This window comes from Streptomyces sp. MNU89, from assembly GCF_020982505.1.
GTDB classification, from domain to species: Bacteria; Actinomycetota; Actinomycetes; order Streptomycetales; family Streptomycetaceae; genus Streptomyces; species Streptomyces xinghaiensis.
Genome location: NZ_JAJKLL010000001.1, coordinates 4,369,691 through 4,387,920, shown reverse-complemented (window position 1 = coordinate 4,387,920; position 18,230 = coordinate 4,369,691). Strand labels below are relative to the sequence as shown.

Here is an 18,230-nt window from a genome sequence, read left to right as displayed (position 1 = left end):
GGCGTCCGCGGGCGCGGCAGCGGCTCCGGAACGGCGGAGCCGGGGCCAGGGCCGGGGGGAGTCTCAGATGTGGTGCGGCGGCTTCTCGTCCAGGAACCGGGCGAGGTCGGCGGCGCTGTCTCCGCCCGCCGGCCGCTCGCCCCAGCCGCTGTCGGTGTCGTCGGCGGACGGCTGGGCGAGCGGGTCGTCGAAGACGAGGGACTCGGCCGGGTCGCGGGGCGCGGGACCGGGTGCGGGGGTGCTCATCCGTCCAGAGTACGGCTCCGCCCTTCCCACAGGCCCCGCGCGCCCCGTCCTGCCCGCCCTTCCTCCCTCCGGCGCGGGCTCCTGGCCGCCCTTCTCGTAGCGGTCTTCCGCTCAGCCCGTGGCGGCCTTGATCTGCTGTGCCGTCCCGCCCGGCGCGGTGTGCTCCGGGCCGCCGGACGTCCGCTCCCGTATCTCCTTGAGGAGCACCACCAGCCCGGTCGCGAGGGCCGTACCGGCGGCGATGGCCACCAGGTAGAGCAGAGGTCCGCTGATCAGCGGGACCACGAACACACCGCCGTGCGGCGCCCGCAGGGTGGCGCCGAACGCCATGGAGAGCGCACCGGTGACCGCGCCGCCCGCCATCACGGAGGGGATCACCCGCAGCGGGTCCGCAGCGGCGAACGGGATGGCGCCCTCCGTGATGAAGGAAGCGCCCAGCACCCAGGCCGCCTTGCCGTTCTCCCGCTCGGCGGTGGTGAAGAGTCTGCTCCGGAGGGCCGTGGCGAGCGCCATCGCCAGCGGCGGGACCATGCCGGCCGCCATCACCGCGGCCATGACCTTGAGGCTCCCGCTGTTGGCGTCGGCGAGCCCGCCGACGGCGAAGGTGTACGCGACCTTGTTGAGAGGTCCGCCGAGGTCGAAGCACATCATCAGGCCGAGGACGGCCCCCAGGATGATGGCGTTGGAGCCGGAGAGGTCGCCGAGCCACCCGGTCAGTCCCCGCTGGAGCGCGGCAACGGGCTCACCGATCACCACGAACATGAGGAAGCCGACGGCCGCGGACCCGAGCAGGGGGATCACCAGCACGGGCATGATCCCGCGCAGGGCCGCGGGAATCCGGGCCCGCTGGATGCCGCGGACCACCGTGCCCGCGAGCAGACCGGCGACCAGACCGCCGAGGAAGCCGGCCTCGACGGTGACCGCGACGGCTCCGCCGACGAAACCGGGGACGAGCCCCGGCCGGTCGGCCATGCCATAGGCGATGTACCCGGCCAGCACCGGCACCAGGAAGCCGAAGGCGGCACTGCCGATCTGGAGGAGCAGGGCGGCCCAGCTCGCCACCTCCGTCCAGACGAAGTGCTCGGTGACCGGCTTCGCCTCAGTGATGTCGTAGCCACCGAGCGCGAAGGAGAGGGCGATGAGGAGTCCGCCGGCGGCGACGAACGGCACCATGTAGCTGACACCGCTCATGAGATAGCGGCGCAGCTGCGAGCCGAACCCCTCCCCCTGGTTCTCGCCGGTGGCGTCGGCGGCTGCCGTACCCGGTCCGGCGGGGGCCGTGGTCTCACCGCGCCGGGCCTTGGCCCGGGCCTCGGCGATGAGTTGGGCGGGGCGGTTGATGGCGGCCTTCACGCCGGTGTCGACGGTCGGCTTCCCCGCGAAGCGGGCCTTTTCCCGGACCTCCACGTCGTGCGCGAAGATCACGGCGTCGGCGGCGGCGATCACCGCCGGGTCCAGTCTGCGGAACCCGGCGGAGCCCTGCGTCTCCGTCACCAGTTCCACCCCGGCTTCTCTGCCGGCCTGTTCGAGCGACTCTGCCGCCATATAGGTGTGCGCGATGCCGGTCGGGCAGGAGGTGACGGCGACGATACGGAAGGGCCGGGCGTCCGGTGCGGCCTCCGTGTCCGTGCGAGTGGCGTCCTTGTCGGCGTCCGTGTCCGGGGTGGTGCCCGCCGCCGCGGGACCGGACGGGCCCGGCCCTGCTGCAGCCGGCCCTGCTGCTGCCGGTTCAGTGTCGGACGGTTCGGCGTCGGCAGCGGTGGCGGCCTCCGAGGGCGGCTGGTCACCGCGGATCAGGGCCGCGGCCCCGGCCGGAGTTTCCGCCGTGCGGAGCGCCCCCGTGAAGGAGTCGTCCATGAGGCGCCGGGCCAGCGTGGAGAGGATCGACAGATGGTCGGCGTCGCCGCCGGCCGGGGCGGCGATCAGGAAGATGAGGTCGGCGGGCCCGTCGGCCGCGCCGAAGTCGACACCGGCCTCGCTGCGCCCGAAGGCCAGGGTGGGCTCGGTGACATGGGCGCTGCGGCAGTGGGGTATGCCGATGCCGCCTTCCAGGCCGGTCGGCATCTGTTCCTCCCGGGCGGCGACATCGGCGAGAAAGCCGTCGAGGTCGGTGACGCGTCCGGCAGCGGCCATCCGCTCGGCGAGGGCCCGGGCGGCCGCAGCCCTGGTGCCGGCGGACAGTTGGAGGTCAACCAGACCTTCGGTGATCAACTCACTCATCTCGCGCTCCATTGCTCACACACCGCCGGGAGGCGGCTCGGGGACGTGGGGGGTGGTTCACGGGTGCACCGGCTCCGTCAGCGGACGGTCGAGGGGCGGCTCGCCGGTCGTCCTGACCACGGAGGGGTCCAGGTCGGCGGGGGACGGCATGACGCTGCCGGGCAGCCCGACGGCGGCAGCGCCGTGGGCGAGTGCCGCAGCGAGAGCCGTGGGGCCCTCACCGCCGGCGCCGAGGAAGCCGGCCAGGGAGGCGTCACCGGCCCCCACGTTGCTGCGGACGGTGGTGACCCGGGCGCTGCCGTAGCGCGCTCCGGAGCCGTCCACCAGCAGTTGCCCGTCCGCGCCCAGGCTGGCGAGGACGGCGCGGGCGCCCCGGTCGCGCAGGTCCCGTGCCGCCTCCACCGCGTCGCCGATGCTCAGGAGAGGGCGTCCCACGGCCTCGGCCAGTTCCGCGGCATTCGGTTTGACGACATCGGGCCGGGCGCCGAGCGCGGCGGTGAGGGCGGGTCCGGAGGTGTCCAGGGCGATCCGGGTGCCCGCCCGGTGCGCGCGGTCGACCAGTTCGGCGTACCACGAGAGCGGGAGCCCACGGGGCAGGCTGCCGCAGCAGGCGATCCACGAGGCGCCGACGGCATACTCACGGACCTTCTCCAGCAGCGCTTCCGCCTCTGCGGCGGAGAGCTCCGGACCGGCGGCATTGATCTTGGTGAGGGTGGAGTCGGACTCCACGACGGAGATGTTCGACCGGGTCGGGCCGAGGACGGGAACCCCGGCCACCGGAATGCCCTCGTCCCGCAGCAGGTCCGCGACCACGGCGCCGGCAGGCCCGCCGAGAGGCATGACGGCTACCGTGCGGCCTCCGGCGGCGGCGATGGCGCGGGAGACGTTGACGCCCTTGCCGCCCGGGTCCATCCGGTCGGCGGTGGCGCGCAGCACCGCGCCGCGGACCAGGGTGGGCACCTCATAGGTCCGGTCCAGGCTGGGGTTGGGGGTGATGGTGAGGATCATGCGCGGCCTGCCTGTGCGGGGAACCACCGTGCGCGGGCACGCCCCGGGGCGTGCGCGAGGGGGAGCCGACCTGTGGTGACGGTGCCACCGGAACCGTCACGACCGTGGCCGATGCCGTGGCCGAGACGGACGACAGGACCAGCGGGTCGGGCGGCGCCGGGGTTGCGGAGTGAACGGCCGGTGCGGGTACGGCGGTTGAGCGGCTTCATGCCGTTCCGGCTGCCGGTGGTCGCGGGGTTCATACGCGGATCACCTCTGTGCCGCGCCGCTCGATGGCGAGCGCGGTCTCGGGGTCCAGTCCGGTGTCGGTGACGAGCAGATCCGCGTCGGAGAGGTCCCCGAAGCGGGCGAAGTGTTCCTGGCCGCACTTCCCGGAGTCGGCCAGGAGCACCACGCGCCGGGCAGCCGCGATCGCCGCCCGTTTGACCGCGGCTTCGGCGAGGTCGGGGGTGGTCAGGCCGCCCTCGGGGGAGAACCCGTTGGTGGCGAGGAAGAGCACGTCCGCCGTCAACTCCCCGTAGGCGCGCAGGGCCCAGGCGTCGACCGCGGCGCGCGTGCGGTGCCGTACCCGGCCGCCGACGAGATGGAGGGCGATGCCGGGGTGGTCGGTGAGCCGGGTGGCGACCGGCAGCGCGTGGGTGACGACGGTGAGCGGGGACTCCGGGGGAATGGCCGCGGCGAGGCGGGCGGTGGTCGTTCCGGCGTCGATGATGACGCTGCCCTCGGCGGGCAGTTCGGCGAGGGCAGCGCGCACGATGCGGTCCTTCTCGGCTGCCGCCACGGTGTCGCGCTCGGCGAGGCCCGGCTCGAAGTCGAGCCGTCCCGCCGGGATGGCCCCACCGTGCACCCGGCGCAGCAGCCCCGCCCGGTCGAGCGACTTCAGGTCGCGGCGGACGGTCTCCGCGGTGACGTCGAACTCCTCGGCGAGGGAGAGCACGTCGACCCGGCCTCTCTCGCGGGCGAGCCGCAGGATCTCCTGCTGGCGCTCCGGTGCGTACATGGTGGTTGACGTCCGTTCACTGCCCGATCGTGTGGTTTCACCGGCAGGTTACGACCAGGTCAGGAAGAAGTAAACATGTTCGGGCACATTCGGGCAGGAACGGGTATCGGGGAGGGCGCGCGAGCGGAGCGCCCGTGGAGGCGTCCCGGTGTCCAGGGAGGCACCGGAGAAGGCGCCGGAGCGCAAGGAACGGCCGCGGCACGGCCTTACGGAGGACACCGAGCGGGACCCACCGGTGGCGCGGCACGCGCAGAGCCCCGGTCGCCTGGTGGCGCCGGGGCTCTGCGCGGTGGGGCGGCGGAGCGGGCCGTTCCCGCCGCCGGCAGGCGGCGGTCAGGCCGCTGCGTCGAAGCCCGTGTCACGGGCCATCTTCTTGAGTTCCAGCAGAGCGTGCTTCTCGATCTGCCGGATCCGCTCGCGGGTGAGGCCGTGCTGCTTGCCGACCTCGGTGAGCGTGCGCTCCTTGCCGTCGTCGATGCCGTACCGCATCTTGATGATCGACGCGGTGCGGTCGTCGAGCTTGCCGATCAAGTCGTCCAGCTCCTCACGGCGGAGCATGATCATCACGGACTGCTCGGGCGAGGCCGCGGAGGTGTCCTCCAGCAGGTCGCCGAACTGGGTCTCGCCCTCGTCGTCCACGGACATGTTGAGGCTGACCGGGTCGCGAGCCCAGTCGAGCACATCGGTGATCCGCTCGGTCTTGGAGCCCAGCTCCTTGGCGATCTCGGTGTGGTCCGGCTCGCGGCCGTGCTCGCGGTTGAACTCCCGCTGCACGCGCCGGATTCGGCCCAGCTCCTCGACCAGGTGGACCGGGAGCCGGATGGTCCGGGACTGGTCCGCGATGGAACGGGTGATGGCCTGCCGGATCCACCACGTGGCATACGTGGAGAACTTGAAACCCTTGGTGTAGTCGAACTTCTCGACCGCGCGCACCAGGCCGGCGTTACCCTCCTGGATGAGGTCGAGCAGGGGGAGCCCGCTGCGCGGGTAGCGGCGCGCCACGGCGACGACGAGCCGGAGGTTGGAGCGGATGAAGACGTCCTTGGCGCGCTCGCCCTGGGCGGCGATCGCCTCCAGCTCTTCGCGGCTCGCCCCGGCGGCGTTGACCTCGGCCCGGGCGGTCCCGTCGTCCGCGCCGACGTCTCCGTCGAGGATCCGCTGGGCGTAGACGCCCGCCTCGATGGCCTGGGACAGCTCGACCTCCTTGGCGGCGTCGAGCAGGGGTGTGCGCGCGATCTCGTCGAGGTACATGCCGACCAGGTCGCGATCGGCGATCTCGCCTACGGCGCGAACACTGTTGGCCCGGTCATCCACACCGGAGGCGGCGGGCTGACGACGGGCGACGGCACGGGTTGCCATGCGTGCTCCCTTACGATGAGTAGGTCGCGGTCTGTGGCGGACGTACACCCAATCGGGTGCCCGTTCCGATGGAAACAACGACTGCAATCCGGACAGAATTCCCATGCCGACCACCGGTTTTCCCGATCATGCAGTACCCTGTCCGGCCACAGATGGGGGAACAATGGCGAGCCGGCGTACAGAAGTGCAGGTCAGACCGGGTGGGGAGCAGGACCTCCACGAGCTGACGGACCTCTACAACCACTACGTCCGTGAGACACCCATCACGTTCGACACCGAGCCCTTCACGGCCGAACAGCGCCGCCCCTGGCTGCTCTCCCACCCTGAGGACGGCCCGCACCGTCTTTTGGTTGCCGTGGAGGACTCGTCCGGGAGCGGAGGAGGCCGCATTCTCGGCTATGCCACCAGCAGCCCCTTCCGCCCCAAGGCGGCCTACGCCACCTCGGCCGAGGTGACCGTCTACTGCGCCCCGGACGCCGGCGGCCGGGGCGTCGGCACCCGTCTCTACACGGAGCTCTTCCGCATCCTGGAGACCCAGGACCTCCGCCGCGCCTACGCGGGGGTGACGCTGCCCAACGCCGCCTCGGTGCGACTGCACGAGCGCTTCGGCTTCGGCAGGGTCGGCACGTTCCACGAGGCGGGCCGGAAGTTCGGCCGGTACTGGGACGTCGCCTGGTTCGAGCGGCGGCTCGGGTCCTCAGGAACCGAGTAGGGCTCCGCCGCCCCGGCCCCGGCCCCGGCCCACGGGTTCCCCGGGCGGCTCCCCGGCTCAGCCGCCGAACTGCACCGAGCGCTTCGCCAGCCCCATCCAGAAGCCGTCGATCACGCTGCGCCCGCTGCCGAGGTCTCCGGCGGCGTCGGCCGCCCCGAGGGTGACGAAGAGCGGCGCGAAGTGCTCCGTGCGCGGGTGGGCGAGCTCACCGGCCGGGGAGGAGTGCCGGAAGTCGAGCAGTGCGTCGACGTCACCGCCGTCCAGCGCACGCCGCCCCCAGTCGTCGAACTCGGCCGACCAGCCCGGCACCCCGCCGCCCGGGTGGCGCAGCGCCGCCAGGTTGTGGGTGAAGAAGCCGCTGCCGACGATCAGTACCCCCTCGTCGCGCAGGGGCGCGAGCTTGCGGCCGATCCGCAGCAGCTGCTCCGGGTCGAGGGTGGGGAGGGAGATCTGGAGGACGGGTATGCCGGCGTCCGGGTACATCTCGGCGAGCGGCACATAGGCCCCGTGGTCGAGCCCGCGGTCGGGGACGTCCTGGACCGGGGTGCCGGCGGTGCGCAGGGTCTTGCGGACGCGTTCGGCCAGCTCGGGGGCGCCGGGGGCGGCGTAGCGGACCCGGTAGTAGTGCTCGGGGAAGCCCCAGAAGTCGTACACGAGGGGCACGGTCTCCGTGGCGCCCAGGGCGAGCGGGGCCTCCTCCCAGTGGGCGGAGACCATCAGGATCGCGCGGGGTCGCGGCAGCCCGGCGGCCCAGGCGGCGAGTTCGCCGGGCCAGACGGGGTCGTCGGCCAGCGGCGGTGCGCCGTGGCTGAGATAGAGGGCGGGCATGCGCTCGCCGGAGGCGGAGGCGGAGACAGGGGCAGGGGCGGTGGCGGACATGGCGGCTCCCGGGCTGACGCGGCTGGCGCGGCTGGCGCCTGCGATCGGTTACGGCTGACGGGACGGGGCGGCCGGCTCACCGGGCCAGCCCACATACTTGATAGTTCAAGTTCTGATACCACCGTACGCCTGTTTCATTTAACCTTCAAGTTTCTGTACGGTGGGAAACATGACGACGGCCCCCGGCGGCGAGCCCCGCTGGCTCAGCGACGACGAGCAGTGCACGTGGCAGGCGTATCTGCACGCCACCGCCCTGCTGGACGACCACCTCGACCGCCAGTTGCAGCGCGACGCGGGGATGCCGCACGTCTACTACGGCCTGCTGGTCCAGCTTTCCGGGGCACCGGAGCGCCGGATGCGGATGACCGAACTGGCCCGCAACTCCAAGATCACTCGCTCCCGGCTGTCCCACGCCATAGCGCGGCTGGAGAACAACGGGTGGGTACGCCGGGAGAGCTGCCCGTCCGACAAGCGGGGCCAGTTCGCCGTCCTCACGGAACAGGGGAAGGCCGTACTGGAGCGCGCGGCACCGGGCCATGTGGCGGCCGTACGGGCCGCGCTGTTCGACCGCCTGAGCCCGCAGCAGGTCGAAGAGTTCGGGGAGATCTGCCGGCTCGTCGCCGAAGGGCTCCAGCCCGACAGCGCGGACGCCGACCTCCCCTGGCTCCGCTGAGGGTCGAGCCCGGCTCCGCCGAGGGTTGTGGCCGAGGGACCTCTCCACCGCTGCGGCGGCGGGAACGGTCCGGCACAGCAGTGGCAGCGGTCCGGCACAGAAAGTCACAGCAAGGCACAGCAGGGACAGCAAGAAGGACCTCGCTCCCCCCGGAGCGAGGTCCTTCCCGGCAGGCGGGTCCGGCAGGCAGGGCCGGAGCGGCGGCCGCGGGTCAGCCCCGGCGGCCGCCCCGGACCGTGCTCCGGCCGGCGCGGTTCAGCGGTCCAGCGGGTCAGCGGGTCAGCGGGTCAGTGGGCGAACACGGGGACGGTGAGCTCGTCGCCCTTCTCCCCCTCGCCTCCCCGGCCCTCCGGCTCGTCCCGGTCCGGGCGGGTGACCGCCACCGCGCCCTGCCGCTGGGCGTTGACCAGCGTGAACGCGACCACGGCCGCCAGCACCAGGATGGCCACCGCCCACCAGATCGCCGTCGTGAAGCCGTGCACCATCGCCTGGAGCCGCAGCGCTTCGACGGCCCCGGCGGCGGATCCGGCACCCGCCGCGTGCGAGGTGACGTACGCCGTGGTGGCGCTGGCCGCGACGGTGTTCAGCAGCGCGGTGCCGATCGCGCCGCCGACCTGCTGCGAGGTGTTGACCATGGCGGAGGCGACACCCGAGTCCTGAGGCTGCACCCCGTGGGTGGAGAGGCTCATGGCCGGCATGAAGGCCGTGCCCATGCCGAGGCCCATCAGCACCAGCCCGGGCAGGATCACGGTCGCGTACGGGGTTCCGACGTCGATCCGGGTCAGGATCAGCAGGCCGAGCGCGGCGACCAGGAAGCCCGGAGCCATCAGCAGCCGTGGCCGGACCCGGTTCATCAGCCGGGCGCCGATCTGCGTGGAACCGGTGATCATGCCCGCGACCATCGGCAGGAACGCCAGGCCGGTGGTGACGGGGCTGTACGCCTTCACGACCTGGAGGTAGTAGGTGAGGAAGAGGAACAGCCCGAACATCCCGATGATCGCCAGGCCCAGCGACAGATAGACGCCGCCCCGGTTCCGCTCCGTCACCACGCGCAGCGGCAGCAGCGGGTTGCGCACCCGGGACTCGACGACGGCGAAGGCCAGGAGGAGCAGGCCCGCCGCGGTGAGCAGGCCGACCGTCGGTCCGGCGCTCCAGCCGTCGGCCTCGGCACGGGTGAATCCGTAGACGAGCGCGACCAGTCCGGAGGTCGCCAGGAAGACGCCGGGCATGTCCAGCCGGGACGGGTTGCGGCCCTCGGCCGGCTCCTTGATGACGAAGAGCGCGCCCGCGGCGGCGATGACGGCGAACGGGATGTTGACGTAGAAGGTCCAGCGCCAGTCCAGGTACTCGGTGAGCAGTCCGCCGAGGATCAGGCCGATGGCGCCGCCACCGCCCGCGATGGCGCCGTAGATGCCGAACGCCTTGGCCCGCTCCCGGGCCTCGGTGAACGTCACCGCCAGCAGCGAGAGCGCGGCCGGCGCGAGCAGCGCGCCGAAGACACCCTGGAGGGCGCGGGCACCGAGCATCATGGCCGTGTTGACGGCGGCACCCCCGAGCGCCGAGGCCACCGCGAAGCCGATGAGGCCGATGACGAAGGTGCGGCGGCGGCCCCAGAGGTCGGCGACCCGGCCGCCGAAGAGCAGCAACCCGCCGAACGCCAGTGCGTAGGCGGTGATGACCCATTGCCGGTTGCCGTCGGATATACCCAGGTCGGCCTGGGCGGAGGGCAGAGCGATGTTCACGATGGTCGCGTCGAGCACCACCATGAGCTGGGCGAGCGCGATGAAGATCAGCGCTTTCCAGCGCAGCGGATCAGGTGCCTGCCGCTGTTCGGTGTCGGGCATGACGGGGTCCCCCTGTCGGTACGGAGTTCTGAGTAACGCGATGACGACATGACGGCGCGTGCAGTGACGATGTGACGAAGCGCCCGGAAGGGAACTCCTGCTGGCAGGACATGTGGGGGGAGGCCGGGCACGCTCCGGGGCCGTCGGGCACTCCCGGGGAGCGCACGCTTTGGGGCGTGGACGGCCGCGGGCCCGGCGCCGGGTGGGGCCGGCGGGGTCCTTGGGGCGCGGAATCCCGGATCCGTTCGGATCCCGCGGGTCTTCTGTGGGCTGTGGTGTGGGCCGGCCGGCCGGCCGGTCGGGCGCGGTGGGGTGGACGGTCGGGTGGTCGGTGGAGATCGGTGGTCGGTGGGTATCGGTGGTTCGGTGGGTATCGGTGGCCTGCCGACCGGACCCTGTCGGTCGCACGGTCCGTGGCCCGGGCCCGGTGGCTCTTGTGCTCCGGGCCGGTTGCCGGTCCTGTCCCGGCCCTCGGCGCGCCGGGGCGTCAGGGTTTCTGCCGGAGGTCCTCCAAGGTGGCGGCGGAGCCGGGGAGCCGGGAACGGGCCGGGGCCCGGAGCCCGTCCAGGAAGAGCTGCAGGTGCCGGTGGACGAAGCTGTCGAAGTCCAGGCATCCGCTGGAGGGCAATGGACGGGTGAGCTGGGTGAGGACCACCATGAGATCGCCGATCTCGACGTCGGCCCGCAGCCGGCCGCAGCTCTTGGCGCTCTTCACCAGCGCTTCGACCGCCAGCTCCAACCGCTCGCGCGCCGCGGCCAGTTCTGCGTCCTCCTTGGCGACCCCCGCGAGGAGCGGGCACAGGGCACCGACCCGCTCGGCGACGGCCGCGTGGACGAAGCGGCTCAGCGCGTCGAAGCCGTCGTCCTCCTCCGCGAGAGCCGCCGCCGCCTCATCGGCGACACGGTCGGTGACGTAGAGGGTGACGCGGCGGACGAGCTCGACCCGGTCGGTGAAGTGCCGGTAGAGCGTCGCGTTGCCGACGCCGGCGCGGCGGGCCACCTCGTCGAGCGAGATGTCCGGCCCGTGTTCCACGAACATCTCCCGGGCCGCCGCGACGATCCGTTCCCTGTTGCGCAGGGCGTCGGCGCGCAGCCGTGGTTCCGGCTTGCACACCGGTGGTGTGGCGACGGGGTTCACGACGGCGCTCCTTCCGGTCTTCCCGCTCTTCTCGGTTCTCGGCTTCTCGGTCCCCGAGTTCTCGGTCTCGTGTTCGGTGTTCACGGCTTCCAGCCTTCCCACGGGATCCGCAGAACCGCCGGACCGTGAACCGGGGAAGTCCTCCCCGGTTCACCGAACATCTGTCAGAACGGGGAATAGGTCCCCGGTTATTTCGCAGCCTGCTGTGATGCCCGTCACTCGTCCGGGCGGGCGCCGGCCGGGAAACATCCCCGGCCGCCGCGGCCCTCGATCGGAGCACCGTTTCCCCACGTTCGGCCGCCCATCGCGTGCGCCCGTACGAGCATTCGGCGCACGGTGATCACACCAGCGAGCGGCCGGGGCGCAGGACGGCCGCCCCGATCACGAAGGCGGCCGTATGCAGCAGGACGTCCCCCGGCCGGGCCCCACCGGCGGTACCCACCCGGGCCGCGGCACCGGCCACCGCACAGGCCCCGTGCGCGCGGGGGGCGCGCACCCTGGGCCGGGTCTCCTCGTCTCCCGCCCCGCCGCACTCCCCTCCCGGCCCCGGCTCCATCCCCGGACCCGGCTGACGACGGCCGCGCTCGCTCTCACGTCCGTCTCCATATCCATGGCGGCAGCGCCGGCCGCCGTCCCCGTCACCCACCCCGGCCCGGGCGCGCCCTCCCTCGCACAGGCCGGCTCCACCTGCGTCCCGGGCCACGCCGAGGGCATACAGATGTCCGAGGGGATCCCCACCCCACCGGGGCATGCCCCCAGCACCGGCACACTCCGCGCCCTGACCTTGATGATCGACTTCCCGGACGTCCGCGGGGAGGGCAGTGCCCGCGAACGCTTCGCCGAGTTCTTCCCGGCGACCGCCGACTGGTACGCGACCAGTTCCTACGGCGCCCTCGACTACCGCGCCGAAACCCCCGTCAAGGGCTGGCTGCGGATGCCGCGCCCGTTCTCCTCGTACGGCATCGAACGCGGTGCCGGTTACGAGCCGGGCTACCGGAGGCTCATCGAGGATCTCGCGCGGACCGCCGACGACCGGATCGACTTCGGCCGCTACGAGCTGATCAACGTGCTGGTCACCCCCAACGCCGGGCCGCCCGCCGCGGAGACCGTGCTGTCCGTCAGCTTCACCGGGATCGCCGACGCCCCCGAGGCCGACGGCGTCCCCCTGAACCGCATCTCGTTCATCTACAGCCGCCAGAACGACGGTTCACCGGGTGCCGCGGCCAACGCGTACCGGGTACTGCCGCACGAGAACGCCCACTCACTGGGCCTTCCCGACCTCTACACCGACGACGGCGGCGGCAACAAGGCCGGCCACTGGGATCTGATGTCGGAGGACTGGGGGCCGGGGAACGACTTCCTCGGCTGGCACAAACGCAAGCTCGGCTGGCTGGACGACGACCGGCACGTCGAGTGCGCCAACGGCAGCGGGCGCAGCCGGCACACGATCCGCCCGCTCGGGGAGCGGGACGCCGGGGGGAACGGCGGGACGAACGGGTACGAGCAGGCCGTGGCGGACGAGGAGGGCGGAGGTCACGAGGAAGCCGTGGGCTACGAGGCGGACGGGGCCGGCGGGGCGGACGCCGGGAACGGGCGCACCCGGCCGGGAGACCCGGCGGCCGGGCGGACCGCGGACACCTCGGACCGGAACGCTCCTGCCGCCGCTGTCTCCCCGTCCCACAGCCGCCGGACTGGACCAACCCGGCAGACCCGGCAGACCCGGCAGACCAAACTGGTGTACGTACCGGTCACCGACAGCACGGGCTACGCCATCGAGGTCCGCACCCGTTCCGGCAACGACGAGGCGGTGTGCAAGCCCGGGGTGCTGGTCTACTGGGTCGACACCCGGGTGGAGACCGGCCGGGGCCCCGTGGAGGTGCGGGACAGCACACCGGCCAGCGGCGGCTGCACCCGGCTGCCCAATGTCGCCGCGGAGTTGACCGACGCGCCCTTCGGCGTCGGCGAGCACTACCGGGACGCGCGGACGGGCGTCACCGTCGAGGTCACCGGCCGGGAACCGGACGGCGCCCACCGGATCACCGTGACGAGGCCCTGACCCTCCCTGCCGCACCAACCGGCGCCCGCACCCGCCCGGGCCGCACCTGCCGGGCCGCGCCCGCCCGGGCGGGCCGGCGCGCTACCCGGCGGCAGCCTCACCCGTCGCACCCGCCGCACCCCCAGCACCCCGCGCACCCTCCACCCGTACCCCCAGCGGTTCGGCCAGGCCGATGACGATCTCGTCCAGCCGGTGGATGTGCCGGGCCACCCGCGAACCGACCGGTGAGCGGGAGGGATGGTCGATGACCGCGATGGTGAGGGTGTCGGACCCCGGCAGCAGCGCCTCGTCCCGCTGCTCCTCGGGCTCCTCCAGGCTCCGGGTGAGGGTCCGCAGATTGCGCGTGAGCCGCCCGGCCGCGGCGGCGACGCGGGGGTCGGGGGTGATGCGGCTGTCACCGGTCAACTGTTCGGCGACGGCGGCCAGTCCGCGCGCGTGGTACGCGGCGCTGTCCAGCAGCGCGACGACATAGCGGGCGGTCTGGCTCCGCGAGCGCAGCGGGCTCACGGGGTGGGTCAGCGGCTGCACGGCGGACCGCAGGCCGTCCAGGGCGTCGTCGAGTTCCCGGGCGGCCTCCAGCAGATCGACGGGATGGGCGGACGGGCCGGACGGGCCGGACGGAACAGACGCGGGCACGCCGGAGCCGTCCCCCGCACCCGGCGCCGCCGGAACAACCGTGGCGTCCCGGGCGCCCGGCGGTGCGCCGCCGGACACCCCCGGCCGCTCGCCGCTGAGCCGCCGTACCGCCTCCTGCGTCACATCGCTCAACCGTTCCAGCACCGTGCGGAGGAGTTCGTCGGTGTGTTCGGCGGTCCGGATCGGCAGCACGAGCAGCGCGGCCGTGAGTCCGCAGACGACGCCGATCGCGGTCTCCTCGACGCGGAGCACGAAGATGTCCCGGCTGAAGGTGTTGAGGAGGGTGAAGAGCAGGCCGAGCATCGCCGTCATGAAGAACGACGTCAGGGTGTGCGACACGGGTGCGAAGTAGAAGGCCGCGAAGACGCAGAAGAGGATCAGCGCGAAGGACACACCGGTGTGGCCGGCCACGAGCCCGGTGAGCCCGGCGCCCGCCACCACACCGACGGCCGTACCGGCCAGCCGCCGGTAGCCCTTGACGAGGATCTCGCCCGTGGAGGCGGTGCCGAGGAAGACCACCCAGCAGGTGAGCACGGCCCAGTACCAGCGCTGCGGCGACAGCAGTTCGCCGCCGACGATGGCCATCGCCGAACCGACGGTGACCTGGAAGGCCGTACGGGTGCTCGGCCGCCGCAGACCGCCCGGTTCCGCGGTCTCCTCGTCCTCCGGCGGCTCGCTCTCCGCGCCTCCGTCTCCGTCCCGCCGCCGCGCGACGCCGGAGGCGCCCCGCTCCTCCGGCGTCTCCTCCGCGTCCGGGCGGCCCCGCAGGCTGCTTTCCGCCCGCGGGCCCCTCTCCGCCCGCAGGCCGCTCTCGGCCCGCCGGGACAGTTCCTCGGTCTCCAGTTCCTCGCGGTACTGGCGGGTGCGGGGGCTGTCGTTCTCGTCGTCGCCGTCCGCCGCGCCCAGGGCGACCCGCAGGCCCAGCACGCTGAACGCCAGTTCCCCCATGGCGCGCAGCGCTTCCTGGTCGCCCGCGGGGAGTCCGGTGAGGTTCTCGTTCTCGCGGTAGCCGAGTAGCCGGTCCCGTACGTGGGCGAGGCCGACGGGGGTGCGCTTCTGCAGCCAGTCCCGGCCGACGGCCTCGTAGAGCTCGCGCAGCCGGACGGTCACCAGGGGGGTGTGCGGCGGACGTTCGCCGTCCAGCAGGACGGCGGCCAGCCGCTCGGCGGTGACCTCCATGCCCGCGATGCGCCGCTGCACGGCCTCCGCCGTGGAGGCGTCGGGGGTGCTGTCCTCCAGCCGGTCCTGGATCATCAGCGCGCCCTCGTGCAGGCGTACGATCCGCTGCCGCAGCCGTCGCTCGGCGCGCTCCCGGCCGGTGCCGTCGGGTCCTCCCCCGGCCGGCGCGGCGGGAGCCGACGGCTTCCCGGACACCGCCGAGCCCCCGGAAACCGCCGGTCCGTTCGACTCCCCGGCCGGTCCGTCCCGCTCCGCCGCCTCGGCCAGTGCGGCCATGGCGCCGACGGCCTGCCGCAGCCGGGTGCGGAAGGAACCCATCAGCAGGTCGAGTGTCTGTTCGGGCGTCACGCGCAGCAGCCCGAACCGTACGAGCGCTCCGCAGCCGAAGGCCACCAGCAGCGCGAGCCCCACCTGAGCCAGCCGTGCCGTCTCCACCTGCACGAACTGGGCGATGAAGAACATCTGGAAGGCGATCATGCCGAGCGCCTTGCCCCGCAGCCCGAACCGCCGTACGTACACGGCGCCGAAGATGACCAGGACGAAGACGGTGTCGGCGGCGATCCGGTGCGGCGCCAGCGCCGTACCGGCGGCGACCGTCGCGCCCGCGACCGGCAGCCCGAGCGCGAGCGTCACGGCCTGGTCCCGGAGGCGGGTCTCACTGACCGCGATGGTCGAGATCAGCGCCGCCATGGCGCCGGTGACCTGGATCCGCAGGGGAACGCCCAGCAGCGCCAGCACGGCCAGGGTCAGTCCGACCGACAGCACGGTGCGCAGTGCGGCCGTGAGCCGCAGCAGCCCGGGGTCGGAGGCCGGCAGGGGCAGCCGTACGCGCCGCGACAGCGCGCGGCGCGCGTCCCGGCGGGGTCCGGGCCCGTCGGCATCAGCAGCTGAGGAGATCATGTCGCCCGCTTCCCTACCCGGGGCGGCGGCTCCCATGTCCCCCGCCACCTGCCCGTTCACCGTCCCTCGGCGCCCCGCGCGGTTCGGTTGCGGCGTGCGGGGGCGCGGCTTCGTACCGCAGGGGCCCCGAACAGCCGTCCGGCATCCGGCGTCTCCCGAAACGGGTACCACCCGGCCCTGTCGCGCACCGGCCGGCCGGAGGAGGCTGAGGGTGACGCCCGGCCGCACCACGGCTCTCCCGCGCACCGGCCGGACCCGGCACCGCCCGGCTGGTTTTCACCGGCACGACCCGGACACTCGGAAACCCGGCAACGGAGAGGAGGGCGACCGCCGTGCCCAGCATCGCCCAACGCGTCGCCGGTCTGTTCCAGGTGAAGGCGAACCGGGCCCTGGACCGGGCCGAGGACCCCCGCGAGACCCTCGACTACTCCTACCAGCAGCAACTCGAACTCCTGCAGAAGGTCCGGCGCGGCCTGGCCGATGTGGCGGCCGCCCGCAAGCGCGTGGAACAGCAGGCGGACCGGTTGCGGCAGTCGGCCGAAACCCTGCGAGACCAGGCGGGACAGGCACTCGCCGCCGGCCGCGAGGACCTGGCGCGCGAAGCCCTCGACCGGCGCACGGCCGCCGGCTCGCGCCTCATGGAGCTGCGGGAGGAGCACGCGTCGCTCCAGGCCCAGGAGGAGAAGCTCACCCTGGCCGCGCAGCGTCTCCAGGCGAAGACCGACACCTTTCGCACGAGCAAGGAGACCATCAAGGCCCGTTACACGGCGGCGGAGGCCCAGAGCCGCGTCACCGAGGCGGTCACCGGCATCGGCGAGGAGATGGGCGATGTCGGCCTGGCCGTGGAGCGCGCCCGGGACAGGACCGAGCAGTTGCAGGCGCGTTCCGCTGCCCTGGACGAGCTGATGGCCACCGGAGCTCTGGAGGACGCCGCTCTCCCGGCCGGCCGCGACGATCTCCGGGCCGAACTCGACGCCGTGACGGCGGAGGGGGACGTGGAGACCGAGCTGGCGCGGATGAAGACGGAGATCGCTTCGTCCGGAGGTCCGGCGGCGGTCGAAAGCGGCTCCGCGGAGGAGCGGCAGGACCGAGGCCGGGAGGACCGGCAGGCCCGGGACGCCACGGCAGCCCGGGAGAGCCGCCGTCCGCCGGACCAGGAGGCGACATGATGATCACCCGCATTCTCGGCGAGGGCCAGTACGAGATCGACGAGAAGCACCTCGACCGCCTCAACAAACTCGACTCCGCGCTGCAGTCGGCGGCGCGGGCGGACGACGCGGCAGCGTTCACCGCGGCCCTGTCGGCTCTGGTGGGGGCGGTGCGCACCCTCGGCACCCGGCTGCCGGACGAGATGATCACCGTCTCGGACCTGGTCCTGCCCGACGAGGACACGAGCCTGTCCCAGGTGCGGGACCTGCTCACCGATGAGGGCCTGATCCCGGGGTGATGGCGATGCGCAGCCGTTTCGAGCCCGACCGCGGGCTGACCGCCCGTATGGCGCTCACGATGTTCCTGCTCGGGCTGGTGTACGTGGCGTTCGTCGCCGCGCTGATCGTGCTGCTCGAATCCCTGGTCCTGGTGATCGTCATCGCCGCGGGGCTGCTGGGGGCGCAGTACTGGTTCTCCGACCGGATCGCCCTCTACGCCATGCGCGGCCATCTCGTCACCCCGGAACAGCAGCCCCAGCTGCACGGGGTGGTGGACCGGCTGTGCGCCACCGCCGACATGCCCAAACCCCGGGTCGCCGTCTCCGACATGGACCTGCCCAACGCCTTCGCCACCGGCCGTAACGCGGACCACGCCGTCATCTGCGTCACCACCGGGCTGCTGAGACGGCTGGAGACCGAGGAACTCGAAGGCGTCCTCGCGCACGAGCTGTCCCATGTGGCGCACCGGGACGTGGCGGTGATCACCATCGCCTCGTTCCTGGGCGTACTGGCCGGGCTCGTCGTCCGCTTCGCTTTCTACTCGCAGCTGTTCGGCGGCCGGCGCGACCAGAACACGGCGGCGGTGCTGGCGTTGGTCATGGCGGTCTCCGCGCTCGTCTACGCCCTCAGCTTCCTGCTCATCCGGGCCCTGTCCCGCTACCGCGAACTCGCCGCCGACCGGGCCGCGGCCATGCTCACCGGCAAGCCGTCCGCCCTGGCCTCGGCGCTGACGAAGGTCAGTGGCGACGTGGCCCGGATCCCCACCCGGGACCTGCGCACCGCCCAGGCGTTCAACGCGTTCTTCTTCACCCCCGCCATCCGCCCGGGCACGGCGGTGGCCAACATGTTCTCCACCCATCCCACCCTGCAGCGCCGTCTGGAGGCACTCGAGGAGATCGCCGCACAACTGGGCGGCGGCGGCGAGCGGCGGTGAGAGCGGGGAAGGCGGCGAA

Annotated in this window: 16 protein-coding genes; 6 read left to right on the top strand and 10 right to left on the bottom strand. The window is 73.0% G+C overall.

Translation table 11 applies throughout. The features are described 5' to 3' along the window. Positions 1–63: 63 nt before the first annotated feature. The 5 genes from E4N63_RS18940 to E4N63_RS18920 form a co-directional block, all read right to left on the bottom strand. Positions 64–246 carry a hypothetical protein gene (locus E4N63_RS18940; RefSeq protein ID WP_125623408.1) on the bottom strand — a complete coding sequence of 61 codons (183 nt, stop codon included), beginning with the start codon at positions 244–246 and terminating at the stop codon, positions 64–66. Positions 247–357: 111 nt separating this feature from the next. Beyond that, complete coding sequence (locus E4N63_RS18935) at positions 358–2,466, bottom strand: fructose-specific PTS transporter subunit EIIC (protein ID WP_230241263.1); 2,109 nt, start codon at positions 2,464–2,466, stop codon at positions 358–360. 57 nt (positions 2,467–2,523) lie between these two features. Further along, positions 2,524–3,474, bottom strand: a complete 951-nt coding sequence (gene pfkB / locus E4N63_RS18930) for a 1-phosphofructokinase (protein WP_230241262.1) — start codon at positions 3,472–3,474, stop codon at positions 2,524–2,526. Positions 3,475–3,712: 238 nt separating this feature from the next. Next, on the bottom strand, positions 3,713–4,474 hold the full coding sequence (locus E4N63_RS18925) for a DeoR/GlpR family DNA-binding transcription regulator (RefSeq protein WP_125623411.1): 762 nt from the start codon (positions 4,472–4,474) through the stop codon (positions 3,713–3,715). A 333-nt stretch (positions 4,475–4,807) separates the two neighbouring features. After that, positions 4,808–5,833 (bottom strand): RNA polymerase sigma factor RpoD/SigA, encoded by a 1,026-nt coding sequence (locus E4N63_RS18920; protein WP_230241261.1) that lies wholly within the window; start codon positions 5,831–5,833, stop codon positions 4,808–4,810. A 163-nt stretch (positions 5,834–5,996) separates the two neighbouring features. Between E4N63_RS18920 and E4N63_RS18915 the strand changes: the two genes are divergently transcribed. Further along, positions 5,997–6,545 (top strand): GNAT family N-acetyltransferase, encoded by a 549-nt coding sequence (locus tag E4N63_RS18915; protein WP_125623413.1) that lies wholly within the window; start codon positions 5,997–5,999, stop codon positions 6,543–6,545. 57 nt (positions 6,546–6,602) lie between these two features. On the opposite strand, the gene E4N63_RS18910 is transcribed toward E4N63_RS18915, so the two are convergent. Beyond that, positions 6,603–7,424, bottom strand: a complete 822-nt coding sequence (locus tag E4N63_RS18910; RefSeq protein ID WP_228429502.1) for a dioxygenase — start codon at positions 7,422–7,424, stop codon at positions 6,603–6,605. Positions 7,425–7,593: 169 nt separating this feature from the next. Between E4N63_RS18910 and E4N63_RS18905 the strand changes: the two genes are divergently transcribed. Continuing rightward, on the top strand, positions 7,594–8,097 hold the full coding sequence (locus E4N63_RS18905) for a MarR family winged helix-turn-helix transcriptional regulator (protein WP_125623414.1): 504 nt from the start codon (positions 7,594–7,596) through the stop codon (positions 8,095–8,097). 287 nt (positions 8,098–8,384) lie between these two features. Here the strand turns inward: E4N63_RS18905 and E4N63_RS18900 are convergent, their stop codons facing one another. The 3 genes from E4N63_RS18900 to E4N63_RS18890 form a co-directional block, all read right to left on the bottom strand. Further along, the gene (locus E4N63_RS18900; protein WP_230241260.1) at positions 8,385–9,941 is read right to left on the bottom strand and encodes an MFS transporter; all 1,557 of its coding nucleotides are present in this window, start codon (positions 9,939–9,941) and stop codon (positions 8,385–8,387) included. Between the two features lie 487 nt (positions 9,942–10,428). Further along, positions 10,429–11,055, bottom strand: a complete 627-nt coding sequence (locus E4N63_RS18895) for a TetR/AcrR family transcriptional regulator (RefSeq protein WP_230242552.1) — start codon at positions 11,053–11,055, stop codon at positions 10,429–10,431. A 364-nt stretch (positions 11,056–11,419) separates the two neighbouring features. After that, positions 11,420–11,575 (bottom strand): hypothetical protein, encoded by a 156-nt coding sequence (locus tag E4N63_RS18890; protein WP_230241259.1) that lies wholly within the window; start codon positions 11,573–11,575, stop codon positions 11,420–11,422. Positions 11,576–11,689: 114 nt separating this feature from the next. On the opposite strand from E4N63_RS18890, the gene E4N63_RS18885 reads away from it, so the two are divergent. Further along, positions 11,690–13,135, top strand: coding sequence for a M6 family metalloprotease domain-containing protein (locus E4N63_RS18885; protein ID WP_230241258.1), 1,446 nt, complete (start codon positions 11,690–11,692; stop codon positions 13,133–13,135). A gap of 81 nt (positions 13,136–13,216) precedes the next feature. Here the strand turns inward: E4N63_RS18885 and E4N63_RS18880 are convergent, their stop codons facing one another. Continuing rightward, entirely contained in the window at positions 13,217–15,850 is a 2,634-nt protein-coding gene (locus E4N63_RS18880; protein WP_230241257.1) for an FUSC family protein, read from the bottom strand. A gap of 332 nt (positions 15,851–16,182) precedes the next feature. Between E4N63_RS18880 and E4N63_RS18875 the strand changes: the two genes are divergently transcribed. Genes E4N63_RS18875 through htpX form a run of 3 tightly spaced genes read left to right on the top strand, consistent with a single transcriptional unit; the run spans position 16,183 to position 18,211 of the window. Then, complete coding sequence (locus tag E4N63_RS18875; RefSeq protein ID WP_125623345.1) at positions 16,183–17,019, top strand: PspA/IM30 family protein; 837 nt, start codon at positions 16,183–16,185, stop codon at positions 17,017–17,019. After that, entirely contained in the window at positions 17,016–17,297 is a 282-nt protein-coding gene (locus E4N63_RS18870; protein WP_228429500.1) for a hypothetical protein, read from the top strand. Before E4N63_RS18875 ends, E4N63_RS18870 begins: the two co-directional genes overlap by 4 nt. A 5-nt stretch (positions 17,298–17,302) precedes the next feature. After that, a complete protein-coding gene (gene htpX / locus E4N63_RS18865; RefSeq protein ID WP_125623352.1) occupies positions 17,303–18,211 on the top strand; it encodes a zinc metalloprotease HtpX in 909 nt (302 codons plus the stop codon). Positions 18,212–18,230 lie beyond the last annotated feature (19 nt).

Bases quoted from the DNA above. Each gene is read 5' to 3' on its own strand.
- E4N63_RS18940 (WP_125623408.1), bottom strand. From the start codon at position 246: ATGAGCACCCCCGCACCCGGTCCCGCGCCCCGCGACCCGGCCGAGTCC.
- E4N63_RS18935 (WP_230241263.1), bottom strand. From the start codon at position 2,466: ATGAGTGAGTTGATCACCGAAGGTCTGGTTGACCTCCAACTGTCCGCC.
- pfkB (WP_230241262.1), bottom strand. From the start codon at position 3,474: ATGATCCTCACCATCACCCCCAACCCCAGCCTGGACCGGACCTATGAG.
- E4N63_RS18925 (WP_125623411.1), bottom strand. From the start codon at position 4,474: ATGTACGCACCGGAGCGCCAGCAGGAGATCCTGCGGCTCGCCCGCGAG.
- E4N63_RS18920 (WP_230241261.1), bottom strand. From the start codon at position 5,833: ATGGCAACCCGTGCCGTCGCCCGTCGTCAGCCCGCCGCCTCCGGTGTG.
- E4N63_RS18915 (WP_125623413.1), top strand. From the start codon at position 5,997: ATGGCGAGCCGGCGTACAGAAGTGCAGGTCAGACCGGGTGGGGAGCAG.
- E4N63_RS18910 (WP_228429502.1), bottom strand. From the start codon at position 7,424: ATGTCCGCCACCGCCCCTGCCCCTGTCTCCGCCTCCGCCTCCGGCGAG.
- E4N63_RS18905 (WP_125623414.1), top strand. From the start codon at position 7,594: ATGACGACGGCCCCCGGCGGCGAGCCCCGCTGGCTCAGCGACGACGAG.
- E4N63_RS18900 (WP_230241260.1), bottom strand. From the start codon at position 9,941: ATGCCCGACACCGAACAGCGGCAGGCACCTGATCCGCTGCGCTGGAAA.
- E4N63_RS18885 (WP_230241258.1), top strand. From the start codon at position 11,690: ATGGCGGCAGCGCCGGCCGCCGTCCCCGTCACCCACCCCGGCCCGGGC.
- E4N63_RS18880 (WP_230241257.1), bottom strand. From the start codon at position 15,850: ATGATCTCCTCAGCTGCTGATGCCGACGGGCCCGGACCCCGCCGGGAC.
- E4N63_RS18870 (WP_228429500.1), top strand. From the start codon at position 17,016: ATGATGATCACCCGCATTCTCGGCGAGGGCCAGTACGAGATCGACGAG.
- htpX (WP_125623352.1), top strand. From the start codon at position 17,303: ATGCGCAGCCGTTTCGAGCCCGACCGCGGGCTGACCGCCCGTATGGCG.